At 49.5% G+C, this 19,311-nt stretch carries 19 protein-coding genes and 1 pseudogene; 9 read left to right on the forward strand and 11 right to left on the reverse strand.

Features of this window, described 5'->3' with window-relative positions:
- Positions 1-194 precede the first annotated feature (194 nt).
- From AC0QH1_RS28775 to AC0QH1_RS28785, 3 genes are all read left to right on the forward strand, one after another.
- On the forward strand, positions 195-593 hold the full coding sequence (locus AC0QH1_RS28775) for a hypothetical protein (protein ID WP_324634879.1): 399 nt from the start codon (positions 195-197) through the stop codon (positions 591-593).
- A gap of 222 nt (positions 594-815) precedes the next feature.
- Positions 816-2,606 carry an aspartate--tRNA ligase gene (aspS, locus tag AC0QH1_RS28780; protein WP_324634880.1) on the forward strand — a complete coding sequence of 597 codons (1,791 nt, stop codon included), beginning with the start codon at positions 816-818 and terminating at the stop codon, positions 2,604-2,606.
- Between the two features lie 183 nt (positions 2,607-2,789).
- Positions 2,790-3,122 (forward strand): STAS domain-containing protein, encoded by a 333-nt coding sequence (locus tag AC0QH1_RS28785; protein WP_324634881.1) that lies wholly within the window; start codon positions 2,790-2,792, stop codon positions 3,120-3,122.
- A gap of 32 nt (positions 3,123-3,154) precedes the next feature.
- Here AC0QH1_RS28785 and AC0QH1_RS28790 read toward each other — a convergent pair whose 3' ends face one another.
- The 5 genes from AC0QH1_RS28790 to AC0QH1_RS28810 all read right to left on the reverse strand — a co-directional run bounded on the left by AC0QH1_RS28790 (position 3,155) and on the right by AC0QH1_RS28810 (position 7,926).
- Positions 3,155-4,300: a PP2C family protein-serine/threonine phosphatase gene (locus tag AC0QH1_RS28790; protein WP_324634882.1), complete on the reverse strand. Its 1,146-nt coding sequence runs from the start codon at positions 4,298-4,300 to the stop codon at positions 3,155-3,157.
- A 32-nt stretch (positions 4,301-4,332) separates the two neighbouring features.
- Positions 4,333-4,461, reverse strand: coding sequence for a hypothetical protein (locus AC0QH1_RS28795; protein WP_324634883.1), 129 nt, complete (start codon positions 4,459-4,461; stop codon positions 4,333-4,335).
- A 514-nt stretch (positions 4,462-4,975) separates the two neighbouring features.
- A complete protein-coding gene (locus tag AC0QH1_RS28800) occupies positions 4,976-5,602 on the reverse strand; it encodes a 4Fe-4S single cluster domain-containing protein (RefSeq protein WP_324634884.1) in 627 nt (208 codons plus the stop codon).
- 50 nt (positions 5,603-5,652) lie between these two features.
- Positions 5,653-7,191: an oxygen-independent coproporphyrinogen III oxidase gene (hemN, locus tag AC0QH1_RS28805; protein ID WP_442957383.1), complete on the reverse strand. Its 1,539-nt coding sequence runs from the start codon at positions 7,189-7,191 to the stop codon at positions 5,653-5,655.
- Between the two features lie 18 nt (positions 7,192-7,209).
- The gene (locus tag AC0QH1_RS28810) at positions 7,210-7,926 is read right to left on the reverse strand and encodes a biliverdin-producing heme oxygenase (protein ID WP_324634885.1); all 717 of its coding nucleotides are present in this window, start codon (positions 7,924-7,926) and stop codon (positions 7,210-7,212) included.
- A 248-nt stretch (positions 7,927-8,174) separates the two neighbouring features.
- Between AC0QH1_RS28810 and acsF the strand changes: the two genes are divergently transcribed.
- Positions 8,175-9,254 carry a magnesium-protoporphyrin IX monomethyl ester (oxidative) cyclase gene (acsF, locus tag AC0QH1_RS28815; RefSeq protein ID WP_324634886.1) on the forward strand — a complete coding sequence of 360 codons (1,080 nt, stop codon included), beginning with the start codon at positions 8,175-8,177 and terminating at the stop codon, positions 9,252-9,254.
- Positions 9,255-9,528: 274 nt separating this feature from the next.
- Here the strand turns inward: acsF and AC0QH1_RS28820 are convergent, their stop codons facing one another.
- From AC0QH1_RS28820 to AC0QH1_RS28845, 6 genes are all read right to left on the reverse strand, one after another.
- Positions 9,529-10,080 carry a DUF2808 domain-containing protein gene (locus AC0QH1_RS28820; protein WP_324634887.1) on the reverse strand — a complete coding sequence of 184 codons (552 nt, stop codon included), beginning with the start codon at positions 10,078-10,080 and terminating at the stop codon, positions 9,529-9,531.
- Between the two features lie 420 nt (positions 10,081-10,500).
- Positions 10,501-11,250 carry a ferritin-like domain-containing protein gene (locus tag AC0QH1_RS28825; protein ID WP_324634888.1) on the reverse strand — a complete coding sequence of 250 codons (750 nt, stop codon included), beginning with the start codon at positions 11,248-11,250 and terminating at the stop codon, positions 10,501-10,503.
- A 209-nt stretch (positions 11,251-11,459) separates the two neighbouring features.
- Complete coding sequence (locus tag AC0QH1_RS28830) at positions 11,460-11,681, reverse strand: hypothetical protein (protein WP_324634889.1); 222 nt, start codon at positions 11,679-11,681, stop codon at positions 11,460-11,462.
- A 147-nt stretch (positions 11,682-11,828) separates the two neighbouring features.
- The gene (locus AC0QH1_RS28835) at positions 11,829-12,452 is read right to left on the reverse strand and encodes a Tll0287-like domain-containing protein (RefSeq protein ID WP_324634890.1); all 624 of its coding nucleotides are present in this window, start codon (positions 12,450-12,452) and stop codon (positions 11,829-11,831) included.
- 238 nt (positions 12,453-12,690) lie between these two features.
- A complete protein-coding gene (locus tag AC0QH1_RS28840; protein WP_324634891.1) occupies positions 12,691-13,011 on the reverse strand; it encodes an ArsR/SmtB family transcription factor in 321 nt (106 codons plus the stop codon).
- A complete protein-coding gene (locus tag AC0QH1_RS28845) occupies positions 13,002-14,306 on the reverse strand; it encodes an NAD(P)/FAD-dependent oxidoreductase (RefSeq protein ID WP_324634892.1) in 1,305 nt (434 codons plus the stop codon). The genes AC0QH1_RS28840 and AC0QH1_RS28845 overlap by 10 nt, the downstream gene beginning before the upstream one ends.
- Positions 14,307-14,756: 450 nt before the next feature.
- Between AC0QH1_RS28845 and petC the strand changes: the two genes are divergently transcribed.
- From petC to AC0QH1_RS28870, 5 genes and pseudogenes are all read left to right on the forward strand, one after another.
- Positions 14,757-15,290, forward strand: a complete 534-nt coding sequence (petC, locus tag AC0QH1_RS28850) for a cytochrome b6-f complex iron-sulfur subunit (protein ID WP_324634893.1) — start codon at positions 14,757-14,759, stop codon at positions 15,288-15,290.
- Between the two features lie 109 nt (positions 15,291-15,399).
- A complete protein-coding gene (locus AC0QH1_RS28855; RefSeq protein ID WP_324634894.1) occupies positions 15,400-15,795 on the forward strand; it encodes a rhodanese-like domain-containing protein in 396 nt (131 codons plus the stop codon).
- A 238-nt stretch (positions 15,796-16,033) separates the two neighbouring features.
- A complete protein-coding gene (locus AC0QH1_RS28860; RefSeq protein WP_324634895.1) occupies positions 16,034-17,032 on the forward strand; it encodes an NAD(P)/FAD-dependent oxidoreductase in 999 nt (332 codons plus the stop codon).
- 150 nt (positions 17,033-17,182) lie between these two features.
- Entirely contained in the window at positions 17,183-17,713 is a 531-nt protein-coding gene (locus tag AC0QH1_RS28865) for a rhodanese-like domain-containing protein (protein ID WP_324634896.1), read from the forward strand.
- Between the two features lie 894 nt (positions 17,714-18,607).
- Positions 18,608-19,311, forward strand: a pseudogene (locus AC0QH1_RS28870) (hypothetical protein); the annotation flags it as partial.

Raw genomic sequence — 19,311 nt, forward strand, 5'->3', positions numbered from 1 at the left:
ACCCAGATCTCAAAGGTCTGGGCGCAGAAGCCCGCGCCGTACCGCCTAAGCGGTCGGCGTCGGGAGTACGTCACAGCTAGAACAACAATTCCCGAAGGGAAGACCGGGTAAAGTGATGGGTGGGTGATGCCCGAAAAACGGATAACCTACAGGTTATCCATCCTCGATAAATCACAAGAAATGGAGAAATCAGAATGACTGATGAAGCGAATGTACCAAAAGAACGCGCCCTCGTGGAAGTCAGCCCGGAAACCAAAGAGCTGATCGACCGCGAGATGCCGAACGAAACCGAACAAATCAAACAAGAAACGATGGCTTTGTTTGAGGCTGTCAAACGGCGAGCGCAAACCGAAATCCAAGGAGCTAGCCAATTCACCACCGATGCCTATCTCAACGCGGTTGAGCAAGCGAAGGCAGCGGTGGAACAAGAGCGGATTATGGATCCCGAGCGGATTGCCTACACCTTCAAGCTGATGGAGATGGATGCAAGGCAAAATTGGGACAACATCGTCAAGGAAATTAGCGATTTAGGCGATCGCCTCTCGGAATCCGCGAAACAGGCATGGGACTCCTTGTTCGATTCTTCCAAATAACACACTTCCCCGATGAGAGCGCTAATTGAGCCTCTGAGTCAGGGGCGACCCCAGGGTCGCCCCTGAAATTTTTGGCGAAATCTATCGGATTTTTTGCACTGCTCGAAGAGCATTCGTGCTAAATTTTAAAAGTTTCCTGGGAAACGCACCTCCCTGGTGCGAGACAATATTCCCAGCCGTTCATTTGTCAATCCACTCAGCCAAAAATTGCAATCGACCACCATGCGAACCTATTATTGCGGCTTCCTCCGAAGCGAGAATATTGGAGAAACTGTCACCCTGTGTGGATGGGTAGACCGCCGCCGGGATCATGGTGGCGTGATTTTCTTGGACTTGCGCGATCGCACCGGTATCGTGCAAATCGTTTCGGATCCGCAACGCACCCCGGACTCCTATGCAGATGCGGAGACCATGCGAAACGAATACGTGGTCCAAATCACGGGACGGGTAACGCAACGTCCGCCCGAGTCTCTCAATCCCAAACTTCCCACCGGCGACATCGAAATCTACGCCGATCGCCTCGAGTTGCTCAATCCGGTCTACAAACCGTTACCCTTCCAAGTCTCCACCGCCGAACCGGAATCGGTGCGCGAAGAGTTGCGCCTGAAATATCGCTATCTGGATTTGCGGCGATCGCGGATGTCGCGCAACCTGCAACTGCGCCACAAAATAATTAAAGCCATCCGCCGTTTCCTGGAAGATGAGTACGACTTCCTGGAAGTGGAAACCCCGATCCTGACGCGATCGACCCCGGAAGGGGCGCGGGATTATTTGGTTCCCTCCCGGGTTAACCCCGGGGAATGGTTCGCCCTCCCTCAGTCGCCGCAACTGTTTAAGCAGTTATTGATGGTGTCGGGGTGCGATCGCTACTACCAAATCGCCCGCTGCTTCCGCGATGAAGACCTGCGCGCCGATCGCCAGCCGGAATTTACCCAACTGGATATGGAAATGAGCTTCATGTCCCAAGCGGAAATCATCGAGCTCAATGAAGCATTGGTTTGCCATCTGTTCAAAACCCTCAAAAATATCGAGTTGCCCCGCCCCTTCCCGCGCCTCACCTACGCTGAAGCGGTAGAGCGCTACGGTACCGATCGCCCGGATACTCGCTACGGCATGGAACTGGTGAATGTCTCCGATATCGTCAAAGACTGTGGCTTTAAAGTCTTCTCCGGTGCAGTCGCCGCTGGCGGAATCGTGAAAGTTCTGCCCATTCCCGGCGGCAATGAGGCGATTTCTAACGTGCGAATTAAACCCGGTGGCGACCTGTTTAAAGAAGCGACTGATGCCGGTGCAAAAGGCATCGCATTCATCCGGGTGAAAGACGGCGGAAAAATCGATACAATTGGCGCAATTAAAGATAATTTATCCGCCGAACAAACAGAAGAATTGCTCCGCCGCTGCGATGCACAACCGGGTCATTTGCTGCTGTTTGGGGCCGGAGATACGGCAACGGTGAATAAAACCCTCGATCGCCTGCGGCAAACCGTCGCCCGTCAGTTGGGGGCGATCGATGAAAGCAAAATTAATCTGCTGTGGGTGACGGATTTTCCCATGTTTGAATGGAATCCCGACGAACAGCGCTTAGAAGCACTGCATCACCCGTTTACCGCACCCAAACCGGAGGATGTAGACCAGATCGAATCCGCTCGCGCTCAAGCCTACGATCTGGTTTACAATGGGTTGGAAATCGCCGGGGGCAGTCTGCGGATTTATCAGCGCGAAATTCAGGAAAAAGTATTTGAGGCGATCGGATTATCCATCGAGGATGCTTACAGCAAATTTGGTTTTTTGCTCGAAGCATTTGAGTACGGCACTCCGCCTCACGGTGGCATTGCTTACGGTTTAGATCGCTTTGTCATGTTGCTCGCTGAGGAAGATTCGATTCGCGATACGATCGCCTTTCCGAAGACGCAGCAGGCACGCTGTTTGTTGACCGGCGCTCCAGCTACGGTGGATAATCTCCAGTTGAAGGAGTTGCATGTTGCTTCTACCTTTAAACCGAAGAGAACCTAATATTTTCCACCGCTAAGGAAATGGGGAACGGGAAATATCGACTGACGCCAGTCTTCGCTTTTCCCCTCACCCATTCCCCCATTCCGGAAACTGCTTGACTTTCCCTTGTCTCGGATTGCTATTATTTATCCACATCAGTAACGTTCTCGAATGCAAACCTTACGCTGACTGTGCAACATCCCTATGAGTTCTGACCCTAAGTTTGAAATCGTGCGCCCCACCGGGATTTTAGATGGTACTCAAGCGCAGAAATTCCGCAAAACCGTCCGGGAATGCCTGGACAACAACCCCGAGATTATCTTAGTCAATCTCCAGGATGTGACGTTTATTGATAGTTCGGGGTTGGGCGGGTTAGTCTCCGCACTGAAAATGGTCCGCACCGCTGGGGCGAAAATGTCGATTTGCTCGATTAACGATCAAGTCAGAATGTTGTTTGAACTAACGAGCATGGATCGGGTGTTTAAAGTTTACCCCGACGAAGAAACATTCAAACAGAAAGTCGTTGACGCCAGTTAGTTTTTTCAGCCAACATTGCATCCCGGAATCCCTTATGGGGTAAAATTAATTTCGAGTAATGACAGGTCATCGTCGAAGTTTTTGTCCGGGTTTAAACTCTGTAGGCGAGCTAACAATTTTGCTAAATCGATGCGGTGTTCGTGTTTGGCTCGATAGTGAGCGAGCAGATTGGCGAAGGCATCCAGACCCCATAGGGTACCGTCAGGCTGATTGATTTCGTAAACGCCATCGCTAAAGACGTACAAGGTGCTGGATGCTTCTATTTTACAAGAGTTTTGATGATATTGGGTTTTGGGAAACATGCCAATGGGTAAGCCTTTGGTTCGAAGGTGTTGCACGTTTGGCTCGCTGTTGGATTCCCCAGAAAATAATAAGGCGGGAGGATGACCCGCACTGGCATAGGTGAGTTCCCTTTGCCCTTGATGATAAACGCCGTACCAGATGGTAAAATATTTGTCTTGCTGGAGGTCCATTTGGAAGTGTTCGTTTAATGCGGTTAACACTTCGTTGGGTTGGGCGAAATCTACTCCCCCCAAGGAGCGCGATCGCAGTAAGTTTAATACCGAAACCGAAGGCAAGGTGGCGGCTAAACCATGACCGGCAACGTCGAGCAAGTAAATCACCAGGCGATCGCGATCTAACCAGTAATAGTCAAAGCAATCTCCCCCGAGTTGGCGTGAGGGAATAAATCGACTGGAAATCGCCACCGGTTCGTTCATGGGAAGCGGTAGCAGCGATCGCACGTAATCCGCCGCCTCGGCTAATTCCGCTTCTAATTTTCGCTTTGAACTTCGCAAGTCCTGATTGAGCTGGTGGATCCTCAGCCCCGCTCGCACTCTGGCTTTTAATTCGTTAATCTCGATGGGTTTCGAGAGAAATTCATCCGCACCGGTGTCTAACCCCATTACCCGATCCTCGGTCGCCCCCCGGGCCGTCAGTAAAATGAAAAAGGTGATGGACAACTCTCGATGAGCTTTGATCTGACGGCAAACTTCCAGCCCATCCACGAGCGGCATCATCCAATCGCAAACGATTAGGGCGGGTAACTGTCGATACGCCTGTTTCATCCCTTCTTCGCCATTACTGGCAACCGTTACCTGATATCCCTGCTTCTGCAAGGCTCTGGTTAGCACCACTCGAACGGTAGGGTCATCATCAATCACTAGAATCTGAGTCATGGAGGAGGTCAATTACGACACTTCGTTTAATCTTAAATAATCTCTGGCGTGGCGATCGCCTCCCTTCCCGCCCCCCACACCCTCCGATGCTTTCCGCACCGAAAGTCTTGCAGCAAGTCAGCAAACGGACACCATCGCCACCCTCTCGTCTCTCTAAACATTAAGCACTTTTGGCTCTCAACTCTACATCCTCGGCTTCTGGGCGTTAAAATTGTCCAAAAAACCACGAACGAGTTGGTTTCTAAAAGCAATAAATCTTGAAAAATAACAACAATAAATCACATAAATCTCTGTAAAAACAGCCGAAAAGATATACAAAAATCCTGAATTTAACATCGGAATTTGTAACCGATATTACAGCAATTGGCCGTTGTTCTCGGATCGAGAGATTCGATCGCGTGAAAACCAATCCACATCAATCAGGGGGTTGCTCCACAAAGGAGACAGGGGTGTGTCCCAAGTTTTATCATAATTGAACCCGAGGCGATCGCGTAAATAAACCCGCCCTGACATAACACAGGGCCGATTCGCCGTCAAACGGTGGCGCGCCGGGCGCAATAATGGATGGGCTGGCGACGGATGGGGCGGGAGTCAAGGATCGGTGCGATCGGGCAAAAAAAAGCCGCAAAGTAGCAACCGCTAACCTTGCGACCGATTTAGATTCCCGAAAAAACCTTACCCTTCCGCCAAATCCATATGTCCGCGAAACCCGGTGACGATCCGAGACCCATCTTTAAGCACGTGAATCTCCATCTGATCGCTCGCCCAGGAAATTTTATCTCTCAACGCGGGATTGAAGACCCGAACTTGCTGATTGCGAGAGGAGACGGGGGACTCGGGAGAATTAATCGCCAACGACTCCACATAGGGTCCGTCAATCAAGATGTCAAGCTGTTCTAACAATTCCCCCGCCGCAGGCGGTGCATTTTCCCCTTGCAATTCTCCCAGGGTAAATCCGGTAAAAGACATCACGTTAAAACCGGCAGCTTTTAACTTCTTCGCCAGTTGCACCAATGCGGGGGCTTGCCAAAAGGGTTCCCCCCCAGAAAAGGTAACACCTTGGTTATTTTCATTGCTGAGAATTTTCTCGGCGAGTTCGTCTACCGAAATCAACTGATTGGGTTCAAACGACCAAGACTCGGGGTTGAAACATCCGGAACATTCTCGCAAACACCCTTGTACCCACACCACGGCGCGCTTTCCTGGGCCATTCACTTCTGACTCGTCCACATATCCCATGATATTGAGATACCCGGGTGGAATCTGAGCTAATTCGGGCGGGGTGTTGGTTGTGTGAGTCATCTGCTTCCTCCCTTGAGGTTTCTTTCAATTTTATCAACTGAAATCAAGGGTCAAATTGATTTTGATAATTTCTTTATAATCTTGTCGCGAGTTCGCCCATCAAAAATGGAAGCAATGTTGCGAATCAACAACCGCCCGGTGGGTGTCACCTCGATTTCATCCGGGTAGAGGCGCACCAGTCCATCGGCTTCGAGCAATTCTAGTTCGTATTTTTCTCGGTCAAAATACTTATCGAAGTCGAGGTTATATTTTTGCGCGATCGCAGTTTTATCCAGGGTAAAATGACACATCAGCTCCATAATAACCTCCCGGCGAATCCGATCCTCAGCGGAGACCACTACACCTTTGGCAATCGGCAGATTCCCCTGGTCAATGGCTCGATAATAGTCTTTCAACCCCTTGTGATTCTGCACGTACAGGCTATCCAACATGCTAATCGAGGTCAGACCAAAGCCGAATAAATCCGAAGACCCGGCTTTAGTGGTATAGCCTTGAAAATTCCGGTGCAGGGTTTGTTCCCGTTGCGCGATCGCCAGTTCGTCATTGTCTTTGGCAAAGTGATCCATGCCAATAAACTGATACCCATTTCCGGTGAGCTTCTCGATGGTCATTTGCAAAATATCGAGTTTTTCCGCCGCCCCCGGAAGTGCATCGGGAGAAATATTTTTCTGCACTGGTTTGAGCGCAGGCAAATAGGCAAAATTAAACACCGCAATCCGATCCGGACTCAGTTGCAGGGTTTTTTCCACCGTATCGGTAAAGGTTTGCAGGTTTTGGAACGGAAGTCCGTAAATTAAGTCCACATTCACGCTCTCAAACCCGGCTTCGCGAATCCATTCCATCACTTGAAACAGCATTTTTTCCGGTTGTACCCGGTTCACTGCTTCTTGTACTTGCGGGTGAAAGTCTTGGATGCCAAAACTGATGCGATTGAATCCGAGATTCCGCAAGTGGAAGATATAATTGCGGTCTACATACCGGGGGTTAATTTCTAGGGAAATTTCCGCATTTTCGTCAAAGGTAAAATGACGATTGATTTCGGTCCACAAAGTTTCGGCTTGATGGGGCATTAAGTAATTCGGCGTCCCGCCGCCCCAGTGTAGCTGAACCACTTTGCGATCGCGATCGATTAACGAGGCTACCTGTTCGATATTGCGATACAGATAATCCAAATAAGGCTCGACCACTAATTCCTTTTTCTGGGTAATAATTACGTTACAGCCGCAAAAATAGCAGGCGCTTTCGCAAAAGGGCACGTGAAAGTAAAGCGACAAGGGGGTTTGGTTTTGATTCCCCAAAGCGATCGCATTGTGAAACTCGGTGTGGTTAAAATCCGTGCTTAATTCTGTGGCGGGGGGGTAGCTGGTGTAGCGAGGGGTGGGTTTGTCGTATTTCGAGATCAGTTGAGAATCAAATTTGACGTCGGGGTTAAATACATGCATGAGTTTGATAGTTCTCCAAGGATTGAATTCAAAAGGATAAAAATGGCGATCGCTGCCTAAACCCAGCCCCAAGGCTGAGGGGTCGCGACTAGGTTTTGCCCAGTCGCGAGTTGCCAATCGACTGGCTGTAAATCGCTCGCAATCCACGATAAATGGTTTACCACCCTATTGACTGCTGACCAATTCCGTGCTACCCGGACGGCGAATACCGGCGTGACGGTCGAATTCTTCTTGACCGATCGCTTCAATCAAACCCGGTTCGAGTTCTTTGAATAAAGCGCGACTGAGGGTAAAGGATTTTTCGGCTTCAGCGGCGATGCGATCGGCCATTTCTTCGTCGATGTCTAGTTCGTTTAACCGTTGGCGGTATTTCCCCTTAAACTCATCGAGATTTGGGAGTTTGCGGAACTCGTAAAATGCGGTTCCTTTGTCTCCCGGAAGGTTTAGGGCGGTTCTCGCCACTTTTTTAAAGTTTTGACCCCCGGACATATCCCCCATGTAGCGGGTGTAAGCATGAGCAATTAATAATTCCGGGGCGCTGGCAGAAATTTCGCGCAGGCGGGCGATAAACTGCTGACAAGCGGGAGAAGGAGAAATGCGTCCGCGCCAATCTTCCCCGTAGAAAAAGCTCAAGTCTTCTTCTAAATTGGGTCGGCGTTGAATTTCGGGAAAATATACCGCACTCACCACCGGATGGTCTTGATGGCGTTGCATTTCTGACTCTAAAGCACTATAAACGAAATAGAGACTCGTGGTTAATTTTTCCACGGACTTTTTGTCGATCGCTCCTTTGAGAAAACACTTGATAAAACCCGCATTTTCCGATGAGGTATGGGGTTTTTTAGTGGCTTCGCGAAGTTTGATGGCTAAATTGCTATTCATTGGCGATGTCTCGAACCCGCACTGGGACTCGCTATCCGCATCCAAGTCCCCCGGTGGGGGTGGCGGATGGCGCGCAGGGAGATGCGGGGCGGGATCTACCGCTCTCCCTGAAAGCTTAAATGATTATATAGCTGTATGGATGTCAAACGTTAACGCCCCGCCCAAAAACTTTTCAAAACTTAATATTTCGCCAAATGCGGATGTATCGTTATAGAATAATCTGGTCATACAGTCATGGAGAGCCAATCATGGTAAACACAGCATCCAAACCAACCCTGGGCGATCGCAAATCCCACTCTGAAGCGGTGGCGACGGAGGAAACCGTTCTGACGCCTCGGTTTTACACCACGGATTTTGAGGCGATCTCTCGCATGGATATCTCGTCTCAGGAAACCGAACTCAAAGCCATGCTCGAAGAAATGCGGAATGACTACAACCGCCACCACTTCGTGCGCGATGAGGAGTTTGAACGGTCCTGGGATGAGATTGACGAACAAACCCGCAGCGCCTTTGTGGAATTTTTAGAACGGTCCTGCATGTCAGAGTTTTCCGGGTTTCTCCTGTTTAAGGAAATCTCTCGGAAAGTGAAAAACGCCAATCCCCTGTTGGCAGAAATCTTCAGTCTGATGGCGCGCGATGAAGCCCGTCACGCGGGATTTCTAAATAAGGCGATGAGCGATTTTACCACCACTTTAGATTTAGGCTATATCACGAAAGCCCGTCATTACACCTTTTTTAAGCCCGAGTGGGTGATTTATGCAGTTTATCTGTCGGAAAAAATTGGCTACTGGCGCTATATTACGATTTTTCGTCATTTAGAATCCCATCCGGAAAATCAGTTTTATCCGCTTTTCCGGTTCTTCGAGAGCTGGTGTCAGGATGAAAACCGTCACGGGGATATTTTTAAGGCCCTGTTGCGATCGCAACCGAAAATGTGGAATAACTGGAAATCTCGGTTGTGGGCGCGTTTCTTTTTACTAACCGTATTTGCCACTCATACCCTCACGGTTCACGAACGGGCAGATTTTTACATCTCTTTGGGATTAGACCCCACGGAGTTCGATAAGGAAGTGACTCGCCAGACGAACAACACCGCCGCCCGGGCATTTCCGGTGGTTCTCGATGTGGAGCATCCGGAGTTTTTCGCGCGCATGAGTCGCTGCAGCAATCGCAATTTAAAAATCGCCGAAATCGAAAAAAGCAAGGCACCTAAACTGGTGAAGTTCTTCCGCAAACTTCCCCTCAACTTAGCTATTGTTGGCGACTTGTTGCGGCTTTATTTAATTAAACCGATTGATGCGGAAGCTCTGCGCGAAACCGTGCGCTGAAACCGCTTTTTACCCCAGGGAAAATCCCGGCTCGGAGATGAGGAGGGCAGGGGGTTTCCTGGTGGTATCCCGTAATGGCGGTTCCATCCAATGCCACTCTATTTTCTGTTGTCACTCTCGATGAATGTTTGAGTCGCGATCGCCCTGTGTTTTCTGTGCGATCGCGAGAATCGTCCGGCTAACTTTTATGGCGATCGATAACTCGGAGGGTGAGCTATCCCCACCCTCCGATCGTGAAATTTAATGCTTAGCTGGTTGTTGAGTTTCAAACTCATCAGTCAGCGGTTAATTGTAGGCGCTTGAATCCTAAAAACTGACCGCGAACCCGATCGCCTTCAGGAAATGCGGTAACGCCAAATAAGTAAATGCCGTCGGTTTGGGGGTTGCGATTGGTATGGAGGCGCACGATCGCGGTTTCGCCCGGTTGGATGGGACGTTCAAAGGCGATCGACACATTGCGCCCATTTGGATCGCGGGTTACATCTGCGATCGCAATTGGTTCTCCCTTGCGTTCGCTTTCACAGGCGGCGGTGACTTCTACGTTGAAGTCTATCTCCTCGAGTCCTTCTTCTTGTGAGATGGTCAGGCGTTGCACCGGTTCGCCTCCATTTTCTGGCACCTGCAAGGTGAAGAAATAATCCGCCGGCATGCTGACGCAGTTGTGGTTGACATCCACTTCGACAAATTCCGGAGGGCGATCGAAGGCGACGGTTCCATCCGGGAATTCTACTGCCCGCACTGCAGGGGCGATCGCTGCGATCGCGCTGACAGACAGTCCCACTAAAGCGCTGTTGATGATTTTGGTGGAGAATTGATTGGGTTTCATATCTACCTCTGCTGGGTTCTAGATCGATTTAATTCTAGTCTATGACTATCTAGTTATATTGTCAATGAGCAAATATGCGGGGTGAGAAATTCCCGAGGGTCGAACCGGATTATTTTATTTTAAAATTGCAAGTAATTAAAATATGACAGCATAGCTAAAACCCTTATGGAGCAATGAATACTCTGTAAAATTCGCCAACAATTACCATGCATAGTAAAAGCAATAAAAATTTTTGCCTTTTGGTTGTTTTATGATGAAATTGCATGAAAAATAAAGCAAGCCTCTCCCGGAAACCGTCTGTCAGCTTCGCGGGAGAGGTTTAACATAACTTTACATTTTGCAGTCTCAAAATAAAAACGAGACCAAAATCCATCGCGAGAGCGAGAGCAAGCGGGCGCAATCCCTCTGCACCGGACAAAATTATTGCGACTGGCTGTAGCGACGAGCGCAACGTTGAAACGCGGGCAAATGCCGTTGTTGCGAAGCACTTTGCAACCGGGAAAATGCGTCTAGGATATCCGGTTCGCGGACGACGGAAAAAAAGCGATCGTACATTTCCATATTATCCAGTTCCCCTTGGATACCAGCTTGACAAGCGGCGAACAAGCTTTCGGGCGCTTCCATATTGCCGGTAAAGGTATCTTCCGGGATGGGTAAGCCATATTTGACAAACAGGCGCTTCAACATTTCCGCATGTCTGGCTTCGGAATGAATGATATTGCTAAAGGGTCGAATCGGCCCGAATTTGTTGAGAATTGCTTCGTAAAAGGCACGGGCTTTATATTCATCGTTGATGGCTTCGATGAGCGCTTGATGAGTTTCCGCATCCAGGGTTTTGCTGGCCCTGGGGTTGGCTTTCTGTGCAGTGAAAGACCCTCGCCCACATCCTCCAAATTTGCCTTGTCCGTACCGCTTGCGATGTCCGGAACCCCCGCAACCGAATCGGCGCGGGTGCTGTTGAAAAGAATTAACCATTGTTTGCTGTATGTTATCGGGGTTTTCTGTGACGGAGGCGATCGCAGTTAATGGCGATCGCGCTTCCGAGAGGTGTTTTCCGGGTTCAATGTCCGCCGCCAGGGCGGGAAAACTGCTGAAATGAATCACCAGCCAGAGAATGCCGGCGTCCAATCCGCCAAATTTAGAAAGTTTTCGGCAAATTCTGTTTATCATTTTGGCGCTTTTTTGTCAAGTTACGGAACGGGTTACATTAGACTTTTCCAGGGGAAAAGCGAGCGGTAGGGTGGGCAACGAGTTGCCCACCCTACCCGTGATTTCGGTGCGTGAGTCCTGTGGAAAAAGGGTAGTAGGGAACGGATTTAATTAGACTCGTTCCCAGGGGAAAGCGAGTTAGGGGCGAAGCAGGGATTTTCGGGAGATGTTTAATCGCCGATCGCACGGTTCAACCAGTCTTCAATGTCCGCCCAAGACAAACTATCAGGGTTGGGAATTGCAAGCTGCGATCGCCCATTGCTTTCGGAAATTTGGAACGCGGGATTATAGCTAATTTCCGTGGAAAAACTGCCGATATCGATAACCAGCAACAACATCACCGCACCCAAAATTAAAAGCAAGGAAACAATTTGTCCGATTCTCCAACTCATTCTCTGACCTCCTCATGCTTTTTTTTACCAATTTTTTCAACGAGGCAATCCCTTGATTTGGGCAATTAATTCATCAAAAAAAGTAGGGAAAATTGCCGCGTTTTTTTACCAAAATTACAGCAATTTTCCCCACAATAGGGGGAATTTCTAATTGGCGATCGCTTCTTTTACGCCTTGCTGAATTTCATCGGGAATAAACACGGAATACATCCCGCGCAAGTCTCCGACTTCAAAATCATAGGCCAAATCTTGGGGATAGTTTTCTTTCACAAATTGGGGGCGATCGTCTTTCGCGCCGTGACAGGCGAGACAACTGGCTTCCACGTTAATGCGGCGATAGTAATGGGTTCCGGGTTCGCCGTTAACGGTGGTTCGTTCCCAAAATCCCATCAATTCCGGATCGAGATCCAGTTTGGTTAGTGCCATTTGCACCTGGACGTTTTCCGGTTTATGGGCCGGATTGCGATATTTTTTGGCAATTTGTTTCACTTGCCAGTTGTTTTCTTCTGCTAGTTTTTTGGCTTTCATGCCCACCGGTTTGCACACTTCTTTCATGGTTTGCAGGGTGGGTTCTTCGGTGTTATCTTCCAGGGTGGAGGCTAAACCGGCGCGCATTCCATCGAGGTATTCGATTTCTCGCACCGCTTTTGCGAGTTGGGCGGGGTCAGGAAGCGCGATCGCCGGCTGGGGATGTAAGGTAAACAGCCAAATCGTGGCGATCGCTGCGAGTAGCAGGCGAGAAACCGTTTTAAACCCTGGATACTTTCTCATAGTTGGGGTCTCCTTTTTAACTATAGCTTTGTATTTCCATCAAGCGATGGATTGATCGACACAATGAGCTAGGGGAAAGGTGATGGGGGAATGGTTGTCTGTTCGCGGGAAAATGGGGGATGTCTGATTTGGCGGTACCCAAACCGACTCTCAGTTATGGGAATCCAAAACGCTTGCGGGTTGAAAACAATGGTAGGCACCTGGCATGTTTGAGAACTGAGAGCCTATGCATCCCCGATTATACCGTCGATCGCACCATAGTTTCTTGCTGCTGCATCAGCTTGCGCGTGTGTACGCACAGGTTTAACAAATCCGGATCGATAACCCGATAGTAGCGGCATACTCCAACCCGGCGACAAGCCACAATTTTAGCATTTTTGAGCAAGCGGAGGTGTTTGGAAACATTGGCTTGCTGCAACCCGGTGCGATCGCAGATTTCCTGCACGTTGCGTTCGGAACCGCAAATTGCCGACAAAATCCGCAACCGGGTGGGTTCTCCGAGAATTTTAAACCGTTCTGCCAAAGATTCAAATTCCTCTGGCTTTAAATTCATTTCCATTGAGTAACTCCTGCGATCGGTGTCGAGTCTCCTGTAGCTTCAACGAGAGAAAGTCCTAACAATTTCAGTCCAAAACGCTCGAACCAGGGAATAGCTAATCCGAAGCGCATTTTAGCGAGAAAATATTGCTCGAAAGCAACTTTACCCCAGCACACCCAGCGACCTTGTTTGACGAAGGCGCGGGTGCGTTGTTTGGTGACTGGATCGGGTAACACCGGATCGGCGATAAATACAAGACCCGTATCGCCAAAATCCGCCATACAAATTGCATCTAAAGTCGGGGTAATTGTCGCGCCAGAAATCGCGCCTAATTTGAGGGCAATATTATGAGCCACAGCCATTCCCATTGCCTCAGTCATTTGTCCGGTTTTGGGGACTCCCACGGGCACTGGGGTGGCTTCTGGCGGTGCGAGTTGCACCACGACGCCTGCTGCATAAATCGAGGAAAATCGGGGATGCTGACAGGTGGGCAAAACGGGGATAAATCCATCTTTGTCTGCAAATCCGGGCAGTTCTCTGACGAAACGCGGTCCTCGAAATGGCGGGAGTAGCATAGCATAGGAATGAGGCAGGCAAGATCCATCGGCTAAGGCAATTTTTTCGGGAGCAATTTCTGTAATTTCTGCATTAGCAATGACTTCTATTTCCCGTTTGGCTAACAACCGGGTGACTAATTCATAAGAGTCTGCCATCCCACCAATTCCCAGATGCCCGGGATAGGGTTCTGGGGTGAGGAAGGTGATGGGAACGCGATCGCGCAATTTTAGCTTTCGCAATACATAATCGGCTAATAATGCAAATTCATAAGCTGGTCCCATACAACTGACTTTTGGCATAGCTCCCACCACCAGTGGGCCGGGATTTTTTAAGAATTTCTCCCAGGCTTCGCGCGCGAGTATGGCATGATTTGCATTGCACACTGAGTGGGTCCAGCCATTTTCCGGTCCGAGTCCGGGAGTCTCGTCTAAGGCGAGTTCCGCGCCGGTGGCGATCGCCAGATAGTCGTATTCGATTTGTTCTTCTCCGAGCCACAGTTTTTGCCCTTCGGGATCGAGTCGCGTGACTTTGCCTTCACTCCAGGCAATGCCCCGATTTTTTAACAGTTTGCTGACTTCGAGTTGGATGCGATCGAGTGACATTAACCCCAATCCTACCCAAGGCAAGGAGGGAATAAACGTAAACCTTGGCTGATTGGAAATCAGCGTAATTCGATGCTCGCGGGGAAGCAGGTGCCGCAATTCATAGGCGGTGGGTAATCCGCCTATCCCCGCACCAATTACAACGATATGAGCCATCAGTCTTTACATCCTCCCGTTTTGTTGCCTCACCCTTAATGGTAGGCGATCGCCCGCGATTCCCACAGAGCCAAGCACCCGCTTTCCCTCGGTGGGGTCGATTTCCATTTTATCACTACATACTTATTTAATCACCTGACCATTTTTCTGTCAAGATTTTCCCGGGATTCGTTATCCGAAATTGACAATCTGTAATCCTCGATCGCAAGATAAGATTGTAGAGGGATTGCAAGAATTCCCCCAGGGTCGGGGAACCCTGGCAAACCCGAAAACCAGCACAGCGCAAGAAATTGCTTAATTCTCAACTCTCCATTCTCAAGTCTTAATTCTTCATCCTCCCCTAGGGGATAAACGAGAAAAATTTTCGTTAACCCTTGACTAAATAACTAAATAGTGATACAACTATTATAGAACGCAATTCGATTGAAAATTGCTTAGGAGGATTTACTTATGGACGAGACACTGAGATTGAATAGTCCCTCGATGTCGCGGCGCAAGCTGCTGAATTTTCTCACCGGTGCGGCGGTAGCGACGACGGCAGGCGCTGCAATTTATCCGGTGTCCAAATACTTTGTCCCGCCCTCAGAAACCACCGAAGGCGGTGCGATTTTAGCCAAAGACAAAATCGGCAATCCGATTCGGGCCAGTCAAATTTTGGCCGAACCGGTGGGGACCCGCGCCTTAGTGGCGGGTTTAGCGGGGGAACCGACATATTTAACCGTGAAAGAAGACGGTACCCTCGGCGATCGCGGCATTGTGAACAACTGCACTCACCTTGGTTGCACCTTTCCGTGGAACGAAATGGACGAACAGTTCCAATGTCCCTGTCACGGTTCCCGGTTTGCTCCCGATGGATCCGTGGAACGCGGTCCGGCGGATAGACCTTTGAAATTAGTTCGCATCAGCATAGAAGGCGATCGCATTTGGATCGCACCTTGGAACGACATCGATCCGCGCACCGGCCAAAAACCGTGGTGGGTATAAGAATTTGAGACATTTTAACCCTAGGGTGGGCAATGCCCATCCTCCTCAACCCACTGAGAAAAGACAAGTCAGAAAAGACACAGCGATCGCATAACCAGGAGAGATTAACATGAGCAATCAACTCGACAATTCCGTAACCAATATTTCCCCACAAGAATTTGTCGCTTTCAGCAATCCCCCCCTACTCATTGACGTGCGCTCCAACTTGGAATATAAAAGCGGACATGCACCGAATGCCCTCAACCTGAGCTTACCTCGGGTACTGATGGGAAGCATTCCCCTGTTGCGCCAATGGATGTGGCCCGAGTGGTTTCAAAACCTGTCTCCAGAGCGAGAAATTGCGATTATTTGCTTCACCGCTCATCGCAGTCCGATAGTCGCCAAACAACTGGCAAAATGGGGATTCAAGCGCGTTTATAACGTCACCGGCGGCATGGTAGAATGGAAAAAACTCGGCTTTGAAACCCGCAAAGGCAACGAACCAACCCCGGCGACTTCAGTGTAAGTCCTTCCGTTGAGTTAGCGCTTCATTTTGTTTTTGCACCCGCAGGATACAGCTCGCCACTGCCGGGGATAATTCATCCCCGGCACCTCTTAAAACTGCTCTCTATTCGGTCTAAATTCCCGCTTTAATTATCGAAGTTTTAGGTAATTTTTGCCGAGATAGATGACAATAGGGGTGCAAATCCCGTGCCTTTACTTAACCGATTGTTTCATTTTTCAGGTCAAGGAGAAAAGCAGCCATGCAACTGACGAAAAAAAATCTGGAAGAACGCCGCGATCGCATTTATGATGCTATCATCGTCGGCGGAGGAGCCGGGGGACTATCTGCCGGCGTCTATTTGCAACGATTTCGGCTTTCGAGTTTAATCATCGATAAAGGCAAAGCACGGTCATTTTGGATGCAAGAACTGCACAATTATTTAGGGTTGCCGCCGGATACTCCCGGGCGCGTATTGCTCAAACAAGGGAAAGAGCATTACAGTTCCCTGGATGGGGATATGTTAAACGGTTATGTGGAAGAAGTCATCGATGAGGGAGAAACCTTTGCCGTGCGGGTGAAAGTCGGTCGGCAAAATAGCATTTATCCCGTGTTTCGGTCAAAATATTTAATTGCTGCCAGTGGGATTATCGACCATTTAGTGCCCTTAGAAGACATGAAAAATGTCTTTGACTATGCTGGATATAACCTGCATGTTTGTATGGTTTGCGATGGCTATGAAATGACCGACAAGCACTGTGGGTTCTTTGCTGGTTCCGAAGCCAGCATTGAGGAGATGGTGTTTAATTTAAGCTGGTTTACGCCGTATATTACTATTTTCACGCATGGGTTGTTTGAGGTGAGTGGAGAAATGCGAGAAAAACTGCGATCGCATGGTTATCGTCTGATAGAAACCCCCATCAAACAGTTCCTCGGCGAAAATCACCACATGACTGGCGTGGAATTAGTGGATGGTACGGTAGTGGAATTAGAAACCGGATTGATTTCGATGGGGTCGCACTATCATAGCACCTATCTAAAAGGCATCGATTTAGAACTCAAAGGGCAAAATATCGTCACTGACAAAATGGGGCGTACTTCTCACCCGCGAATTTTTGCCATTGGTGATTTAAAAGTGGGATTAAATCAAGTGGCGGTGGCGGTGGGGGATGGAGCCTTAGCCGCTACGCAAATTTGGCGGGATATTCGGCGCGCCTCTGGGCCGCGCCTCTGGGAAGAAAATCTGGCGGTGAAGGCGTAGAAAACAATAATGGGGTGAGTGAAATTAACCCGCCAAAGAGAAGCGGGGGGTAACACACTATCGGAATCGATAGATTGTCCTCACCCCAAAGATTCGATTAACTCAGTTATTTTAACAGTAAATGAGACGATAAAAGGAGGTAAAATTAACATGAAAATCCGCAAGATTATTGCCACAAGTATTCTCAGTTTGTTGTTTTTTATCGTGACGGTTTTGGGCGTGTTTTCAGCTCCGCAAACGGCTGCTGCGGAGGGGATTAGTGCCGGGAGAGAGAGCCTGGTGGCGGAGGCGTCTACTGCACAAGAGGAGCCGGCATTTGATGCGATCGCCGCCAAGAAGTTTCTGGAAAATGTACCCAAGGGATATTATGCTTTGCTCGGGGTGAAAGCGTTTAAAGACTTTAGGAGTTATCATCCGGATATGCTGCTGGTAGACGTGCGATCGCCTGCCGAATATACGATGGGTCATCTTCCGGATGCGGTGAATATTCCCCTGCGATCGCTAGCCGATAATCTGGAGAAAATCCCCACCGATAAACCCGTGGTGCTTTATTGTTCGAGCGGGCATCGGTCCACAATGGGGATGACCGTCTTGCAACTGCTGGGTTACAACAACGTAATGAGTTTCCCCCCCAGTGTCAACGGATGGAAAGCTGCAGGAGAATCCCTGACGCCATTTTAGGGGGGTAAATTGAGAAAATTGCGAATTGGCGATTGCCAATAGTCTGGCATGTCAGTGGGTGGTGTGACATTGCACCCCCACTTTTTTTATCCAGGGATCCAGGGAAATGCAACCCCGGCGAGGGTGGATGGCCCCTCCACCCCAATTTTGGCAAAGATTGCACAATAGAGGAGAGGGCGTGACGAGGCGATCGCACGGGGGGTGTCGATCGCCTAGAGAAAATCGAGCCACAGGTAGATAAACAACCGGGGCCAATTTATTAGCAATAGAAAAACCGGCGATCGGATTCATTAACCTGCGCCCCAAGGAGACATTTTCCAGTGCCACTTTCGGAAAAACCCAGACCCTTTTTGGACCAAAAAGCCTAGCCGGCTAGGGAAGAGGGTGTCCTTTCAGTTCCGGGAAATTGTCATTAAGTTGCTTAACAACCGTGGAACCGCCAGAGACAGAAAATGCCGGCAGTTGCGCCAACGCAGCAGGAACACAAACGGAAATTTGTTGAGCTTACCGAAAGAGCGTATCCCCTACATGACAAGCGTTTGCGCTTTCCCAAACCGATAGCATGACAGAGGTTTTTTAAATTTCTGTCGCCAAAAAATATTCTTGCCAATAATTGAAGATTTGTGAATGGCTATGGATTTGGCCTCGGGATTTTCACGGAATTCTACAAGGTGGGAAAAAAGTCATCAGCCATATTGCTGAATTTTCCCGCAGCTCATCAACACTTCACAAAAAGGAAAACTCTATATTTTTTTGATGAAGAAAGACCTAAACCTCTAGACATACGCAAAAAGACAAGGCAATAATAAGACAGATGAGCAAAAGAAGCAGGTCACACCCTCAGACTTTCTCTCTCTTGGGCGCTGCTAAGCTATGAACTCGGAGGTTCTATCGATGATTAACAAACAAGCTCTAACTTCTAATTTGACCAAAACCGCGATCGCCACCGTTGGTTTTGCCTTCGCCTCAACCGCGTTAATTGCCGCACCAGCCAACGCCGATACTTTAACTCTCGACCTGAGTGACGCCACCAACGGCGATAAGGCGGCGGATTATCCCACCGTACAAATAGAGCTGTCGCAAACCGACCCTAGCGGCCCGATTCAAGCGACGGTTGATGTGGTCCCCGGCCCCACCGGAGCGATCGGCGACCTGCGCGGCGTTTTCTTAAATCTTCCTAATGGCAGCGCAGTCACGATTTCCCCGGTTTCTGGAGGCCCCATCACTGCCATTGAGGGAACCGCGAACGAATCTGGACGCATCGGCAACAGTGCTAAGCTCAACGGTACTGGCATTAACTTCAACGCTGGAGTAGAAATTGGTCGGCAGGGAATTTCCGGTGGAGATGACTATCAAACGACCACCTTTACCATCTCCGGCGCTGGATTGAGTTTGAGTGACTTTACCTCGAGCACCTTTGGCGTGCGCTTGATGACCGTCGGCACTCCCGATAGCGAGCGCGAGGGTAGCTCCAAAACGATTGGTACTGCTCCATCCACCGTAGTCGCGAGCAACCCGGATGGCGGAAGCGATCCGGTGGGCGGAAGCGATCCGGTGGGCGGAAGCGATCCGGTGGGCGGAAGCGATCCGGTGGGCGG

This window comes from Phormidium sp. CCY1219 (assembly GCF_055795085.1).

Excerpts from the sequence above, each read along its gene's own strand:
- AC0QH1_RS28860 (WP_324634895.1), top strand. The coding sequence starts at position 16,034 with ATGCAACTGACGAAAAAAAATCTGGAAGAACGCCGCGATCGCATTTAT.
- acsF (WP_324634886.1), top strand. The coding sequence starts at position 8,175 with ATGGTAAACACAGCATCCAAACCAACCCTGGGCGATCGCAAATCCCAC.
- AC0QH1_RS28855 (WP_324634894.1), top strand. The coding sequence starts at position 15,400 with ATGAGCAATCAACTCGACAATTCCGTAACCAATATTTCCCCACAAGAA.
- AC0QH1_RS28775 (WP_324634879.1), top strand. The coding sequence starts at position 195 with ATGACTGATGAAGCGAATGTACCAAAAGAACGCGCCCTCGTGGAAGTC.
- AC0QH1_RS28845 (WP_324634892.1), bottom strand. The coding sequence starts at position 14,306 with ATGGCTCATATCGTTGTAATTGGTGCGGGGATAGGCGGATTACCCACC.
- AC0QH1_RS28840 (WP_324634891.1), bottom strand. The coding sequence starts at position 13,011 with ATGGAAATGAATTTAAAGCCAGAGGAATTTGAATCTTTGGCAGAACGG.
- AC0QH1_RS28810 (WP_324634885.1), bottom strand. The coding sequence starts at position 7,926 with ATGAATAGCAATTTAGCCATCAAACTTCGCGAAGCCACTAAAAAACCC.
- AC0QH1_RS28865 (WP_324634896.1), top strand. The coding sequence starts at position 17,183 with ATGAAAATCCGCAAGATTATTGCCACAAGTATTCTCAGTTTGTTGTTT.
- AC0QH1_RS28785 (WP_324634881.1), top strand. The coding sequence starts at position 2,790 with ATGAGTTCTGACCCTAAGTTTGAAATCGTGCGCCCCACCGGGATTTTA.
- AC0QH1_RS28830 (WP_324634889.1), bottom strand. The coding sequence starts at position 11,681 with ATGAGTTGGAGAATCGGACAAATTGTTTCCTTGCTTTTAATTTTGGGT.
- AC0QH1_RS28825 (WP_324634888.1), bottom strand. The coding sequence starts at position 11,250 with ATGATAAACAGAATTTGCCGAAAACTTTCTAAATTTGGCGGATTGGAC.
- AC0QH1_RS28835 (WP_324634890.1), bottom strand. The coding sequence starts at position 12,452 with ATGAGAAAGTATCCAGGGTTTAAAACGGTTTCTCGCCTGCTACTCGCA.
- aspS (WP_324634880.1), top strand. The coding sequence starts at position 816 with ATGCGAACCTATTATTGCGGCTTCCTCCGAAGCGAGAATATTGGAGAA.
- AC0QH1_RS28790 (WP_324634882.1), bottom strand. The coding sequence starts at position 4,300 with ATGACTCAGATTCTAGTGATTGATGATGACCCTACCGTTCGAGTGGTG.
- AC0QH1_RS28820 (WP_324634887.1), bottom strand. The coding sequence starts at position 10,080 with ATGAAACCCAATCAATTCTCCACCAAAATCATCAACAGCGCTTTAGTG.
- AC0QH1_RS28795 (WP_324634883.1), bottom strand. The coding sequence starts at position 4,461 with ATGTTTAGAGAGACGAGAGGGTGGCGATGGTGTCCGTTTGCTGACTTG.
- AC0QH1_RS28800 (WP_324634884.1), bottom strand. The coding sequence starts at position 5,602 with ATGACTCACACAACCAACACCCCGCCCGAATTAGCTCAGATTCCACCC.
- petC (WP_324634893.1), top strand. The coding sequence starts at position 14,757 with ATGGACGAGACACTGAGATTGAATAGTCCCTCGATGTCGCGGCGCAAG.